Genomic DNA, 3,511 nt, shown 5'->3' on the forward strand with positions numbered 1-3,511 from the left:
GAGGGCACGGGCAGGGGGCCGGGGCGCTGCCCCGGGGCGGGGGCCAGGAGCACGCGCAGCTCGCGGCGGGGCGGTACGCGCCCGAGCAGGCGCGCCCGCACGACGCGTCCCGCGCACGGGTGCCCGTACGGGGGCCCGACCAGCGGGCGCCGAAGCCGGTGGAGCTGTCCGTGATGCGGGTGTAGGGGGATCCGCACCACCGGTTCCCCTTCACCGCACGCAGTCCTGGAGCACACCCATGTCCCGCTCGTCCCGCAAGCCCCTGCTCATCTCCGCCGGGGTCGCCGTCGCCGCCGTCGCCCTCGGGCTGGTGTCCTGGCAGGCCACCGCCCCCCAGGAGGAGCCGCGCCGCGACCCCGCCGCCGCGACCGCCGCCCCCCGCACCGACCCCGCCGCCGAGCTCAAGGCGCTGGCCCGCCGCGAGCCCGGCGACAAGCTCGCCGTCGGCCGCACCGACGCGCCCGTCGTCCTCATCGAGTACTCCGACTTCAAGTGCGGCTACTGCGGCAAGTTCGCCCGCGACACCGAACCCGAACTGGTGAAGCGGTACGTCGAGGACGGCACGCTGCGCATCGAGTGGCGCAACTTCCCGATCTTCGGCGCCGAGTCCGAGTCCGCCGCCAAGGCCGCCTGGGCCGCCGGCCAGCAGGACCGCTTCACCGCCTTCCACGCGGCCGCGTACGCCGAGGGCGCCAAGGCCAAGGGCTTCGGCGAGGACCGGCTCGTCGAGCTGGCCCGCGAGGCCGGCGTCCCCGACCTGGACCGCTTCAAGGCCGACCTGGCCGGCGAGCAGGCCGCGGCCGCCCTGCGCCGCGACCAGGAGGAGGGCTACCGCATCGGCGTCCAGTCCACCCCCTCCTTCCTCGTCAACGGGCAGCCCATCGCCGGCGCCCAGCCCCTGGACGCCTTCACCGCAGCCATCGCCAAGGCCAAGGCGGCGGCGAAGCAGTGACCCACATCGGATACCTGGCCGCCCTGCTCGGCGGCCTCCTCGCCCTGCTCAGCCCGTGCAGCGCCCTGCTGCTGCCCGCCTTCTTCGCGTACTCCATCGACTCCCGCTCACGGCTCCTGGCACGCACCGGGATCTTCTACGCGGGCCTCGCGAGCACCCTCGTACCGATGGGCGCGGCGGGCTCCTACGCGGGCCGCTTCCTCCACGGCAACCGCGACCTGCTCGTCCTCGGCGGCGGCTGGCTGATCATCGCGCTCGGCCTCGCCCAGATCCTGGGCCTCGGCTTCGCCCCGAGGCGGATCACCGAGCTGTCCGGCAGGATCCGCCCGACCACCGCCCTGTCGGTCTACGCCCTCGGCGCGGTCTACGGGCTGGCCGGCTTCTGCGCGGGCCCGATCCTCGGCAGCGTCCTGACGGTGGCCGCCGTCAGCGGCAGCCCGGTCTACGGCGGCCTGCTGCTCGCGGTGTACGCGCTCGGCATGGCCGTGCCGCTGTTCGTGCTGGCCCTGCTCTGGGAGCGCTTCGACCTCGGCCGGCGGCGCTGGCTGCGCGGCCGGGCCTTCCGGGCGGGCCGCTTCGAACTGCACACGACCTCGCTGCTGTCCGGGCTGTTCTTCATCACCCTGGGCGCGCTGTTCCTCGCCTACGACGGGGCGAGCGCCCTGCCCGGGCTGCTGGACGTGGACGACTCGTACGCCCTCGAACGGTGGGTCGGCTCCCTCGCGGACGCCGTCCCGGACTGGGCGCTGCTCGCCCTCGTCGGCGCGGGCGCCCTCGCCCTCGGCCTGGCCCGCTGGCGGCGCTCCGCCCGGGCGGAGCAGGAGAAGGAGTAGAACGCGGAAGGCCCCGTCCGATGGACGGGGCCTTCCTTCTGTGGCTGGGGCCGGGGTCGAACCGGCGACCTATCGCTTTTCAGGCGATCGCTCGTACCAACTGAGCTACCCAGCCACGAGACTGTTTCCAGCCTCAGCGATCCTGACGGGACTTGAACCCGCGACCTCCACCTTGACAGGGTGGCGAGCTAACCAACTGCTCCACAGGACCTGGTGTGTGCAAGAGCAAGTCTCGCACATGGTGTTGCGTACCCCCAACGGGATTCGAACCCGTGCTACCGCCTTGAAAGGGCGGCGTCCTGGGCCACTAGACGATGAGGGCTAAAGGCCCGCCGGGCACTTTGCAGCGCGTCGGGGACGTCTGAAGCATATGGGATCGGAGGAGCTATCGCCAAAACGGTTTCCCCCCACCGGCCGCGAGCGCCCCCACCGGGGCGACAATGGCCGGGTGCTGGAGATGACGCGCGAGGAGTTCGAGGAGCTCGTCGCAGAGGCCCTGGACCGGATTCCGCCGGAGCTGACGCGGCTGATGGACAACGTCGCCGTGTTCGTCGAGGACGAGCCGCCGGCCGACGACCCCGAGCTGCTCGGCCTGTACGAGGGGACCCCGCTGACCGAGCGCGGCGAGTGGTACGCCGGAGTGCTCCCGGACCGCATCACCATCTACCGGAACCCCACGTTGCGGATGTGCGAGGACCGGGAGAGCGTGGTCGCCGAGACGGAGGTGACGGTGGTGCACGAGATCGCCCACCACTTCGGGATCGACGACGAGCGGCTGCACGCCCTGGGCTACGGGTGACCCGGCCCGTCCCCGGCGCGGAGGCCATCGACCCCGACGTCGACCTGCACGTGCCCGCCCAGCGCGCCGAACCGCAGGGCCCGGTGCTCGCGGCGGTCGCCGCGGGCGGGGCCGTCGGGGCCTCGGCCCGGTACGGGCTGGCGCTGCTGTGGCCGGCCGCGCCCGGGGCCTTCCCGTGGGCGACCTTCTGGACCAACGCCGCGGGCTGCGCGCTGATCGGCGTACTCATGGTGCTGATCAGCGAGGGCGGGCGGAGCGCGCCGCACCCGCTGGTCCGGCCGTTCGCGGGGGTGGGGGTGCTGGGCGGTTTCACCACCTTCTCCACCTACGCCGTGGACTTCTCCCGGCTGCTGGACGAGGGCGAGGCCGGGACCGCGCTGGCGTACGCCGGGCTGACGGTGGCGGCCGCGCTGGGCGCGGTGTGGGCGGCGGCGTCCGTGACCCGGCTGGTGCTGGGGCGGCGGGGGCGCCGGTGAACTGGCTGCTGGTGGTGGCGGGCGCGCTCGTCGGGGCGCCGCTGCGGTACCTGACCGACCGGGCGGTGCAGGCGCGGCACGACTCCGTCTTTCCGTGGGGGACCTTCGTGGTCAACGCGGCCGCGTGCCTGCTGCTCGGGGTGCTGGCGGGGGCGGCGCTGGCCGGCGCGGGCTCCTCGCGGGTGGACCTGCTGCTGGGGACGGGGCTGTGCGGGGCGCTCAGCACCTACTCGACGTTCTCGTACGAGACCCTGCGGCTGGCCGAGCGCGGCCGGCGTTTCCTCGCGGCGGTGAACGTCGCGGCGTCGGTGCTCGCGGGGCTCGGCGCGGTGACGCTCGGCTCGCAGGTGGCGCGACAGCTGTTCGCGTAAGGGGCGTGTCTCTTACGGGGTAAAGGGAGTTGGGCTCATTGACCCGCTCATCGCGGACCCACGCCGCAGTGCTCCGGAGG

General features: G+C 73.7%; 5 protein-coding genes, 3 tRNA genes and 1 pseudogene. 6 read left to right on the plus strand and 3 right to left on the minus strand.

Annotated features, from left to right (window positions below; all coding sequences use genetic code 11):
• The 3 genes and pseudogenes from SSNG_RS42180 to SSNG_RS18530 form a co-directional block, all read left to right on the plus strand.
• Positions 1–185 (plus strand): annotated as a pseudogene (locus tag SSNG_RS42180) (hypothetical protein); the annotation flags it as partial.
• 53 nt (positions 186–238) lie between these two features.
• Positions 239–952: a thioredoxin domain-containing protein gene (locus SSNG_RS18525; protein WP_007265401.1), complete on the plus strand. Its 714-nt coding sequence runs from the start codon at positions 239–241 to the stop codon at positions 950–952.
• A complete protein-coding gene (locus tag SSNG_RS18530) occupies positions 949–1,785 on the plus strand; it encodes a cytochrome c biogenesis CcdA family protein (RefSeq protein ID WP_007265402.1) in 837 nt (278 codons plus the stop codon). Before SSNG_RS18525 ends, SSNG_RS18530 begins: the two co-directional genes overlap by 4 nt.
• Positions 1,786–1,826: 41 nt before the next feature.
• On the opposite strand, the gene SSNG_RS18535 is transcribed toward SSNG_RS18530, so the two are convergent.
• The 3 genes from SSNG_RS18535 to SSNG_RS18545 form a co-directional block, all read right to left on the minus strand.
• A tRNA-Phe gene (locus SSNG_RS18535) sits at positions 1,827–1,900 on the minus strand.
• Between the two features lie 22 nt (positions 1,901–1,922).
• Positions 1,923–1,996: transfer RNA gene (locus SSNG_RS18540), tRNA-Asp, on the minus strand.
• Positions 1,997–2,034: 38 nt separating this feature from the next.
• A tRNA-Glu gene (locus SSNG_RS18545) sits at positions 2,035–2,107 on the minus strand.
• Between the two features lie 126 nt (positions 2,108–2,233).
• Between SSNG_RS18545 and SSNG_RS18550 the strand changes: the two genes are divergently transcribed.
• From SSNG_RS18550 to SSNG_RS18560, 3 genes are read left to right on the plus strand one after another with little or no spacing between them, the layout of a single operon-like run.
• A complete protein-coding gene (locus SSNG_RS18550) occupies positions 2,234–2,584 on the plus strand; it encodes a metallopeptidase family protein (RefSeq protein ID WP_030225620.1) in 351 nt (116 codons plus the stop codon).
• Positions 2,581–3,060, plus strand: a complete 480-nt coding sequence (locus SSNG_RS18555; RefSeq protein WP_007265404.1) for a CrcB family protein — start codon at positions 2,581–2,583, stop codon at positions 3,058–3,060. The genes SSNG_RS18550 and SSNG_RS18555 overlap by 4 nt, the downstream gene beginning before the upstream one ends.
• Positions 3,057–3,431 (plus strand): CrcB family protein, encoded by a 375-nt coding sequence (locus tag SSNG_RS18560; protein WP_007265405.1) that lies wholly within the window; start codon positions 3,057–3,059, stop codon positions 3,429–3,431. The genes SSNG_RS18555 and SSNG_RS18560 overlap by 4 nt, the downstream gene beginning before the upstream one ends.
• The last annotated feature ends 80 nt before the right edge of the window (positions 3,432–3,511 follow it).

The organism is Streptomyces sp. C (genome assembly GCF_000158895.1).
Lineage (GTDB): Bacteria > Actinomycetota > Actinomycetes > Streptomycetales > Streptomycetaceae > Streptomyces > Streptomyces racemochromogenes.

What these genes read in the sequence shown, in the direction of transcription:
- SSNG_RS18525 (WP_007265401.1), top strand. Translation starts at nt 239, where the DNA reads ATGTCCCGCTCGTCCCGCAAGCCCCTGCTCATCTCCGCCGGGGTCGCC.